A 656-nucleotide genomic window follows, 5' to 3' on the forward strand; every position below is an offset into this window, starting at 1 on the left:
ATCATAAAGCTAAAACTTWTYAATATTAATTTATTATTTAGTAAGGTGTATATATTCTCTATTCTTTTTAGTTACCCTTCCAACAATAGCCGCACARTCWATGCCCTCACGCCATAAATCAGCAAGCATATTCTCAGCATTAGCCTTATCTACACATATAAATAATCCGCCMGCAGTCTGAGGGTCAAAAGTAAGCATCTTTAAACTATAATCCACATTCTCATCAACTAAAATATTYTCMCCMACATAACGCATATTTGTAAAAGCAGCYCCAGGTATACAKCCCATATCCAATACCTCATARCTCTTCTCAAACATAGGCAATGCTGATGTATTTATCTCTATAGTTACATCACTAGCCTTAGCCATCTTATAAGCATGMCCAGCAAGWCCGAAACCTGTTACATCTGTAGCACATTTTGCATTATATTTATTCATTAYAGCACAAGCTTTTTTATTTAAAGTACTCATAGCATTAAATACATCTGTAATAGCACTTTCTTTTATTAAYCCCTGCCTCATAGCAGCTAAACAAGCACCTGTACCAAGAGGCTTTGTAAGTATTATAATATCTCCGTCTTTAGCAGCAGAGTTTGTAGTAATATTATTAGGATTAGCAAAACCAATAACAGCCATACCATATTTAATTGCTGTAT

The 656-nt window shown here is 34.0% G+C and carries 1 protein-coding gene; it reads right to left on the reverse strand.

The features are described from left to right. Window positions 1-33 precede the first annotated feature (33 nt). Window positions 34-656 (reverse strand): selenide, water dikinase SelD (selD, locus tag GQX97_RS13685; protein ID WP_157152319.1); only part of this gene is annotated, 623 nt, incomplete at its 5' end.

The organism is Brachyspira sp. SAP_772, assembly GCF_009755885.1.
Taxonomy (GTDB): domain Bacteria; phylum Spirochaetota; class Brachyspiria; order Brachyspirales; family Brachyspiraceae; genus Brachyspira.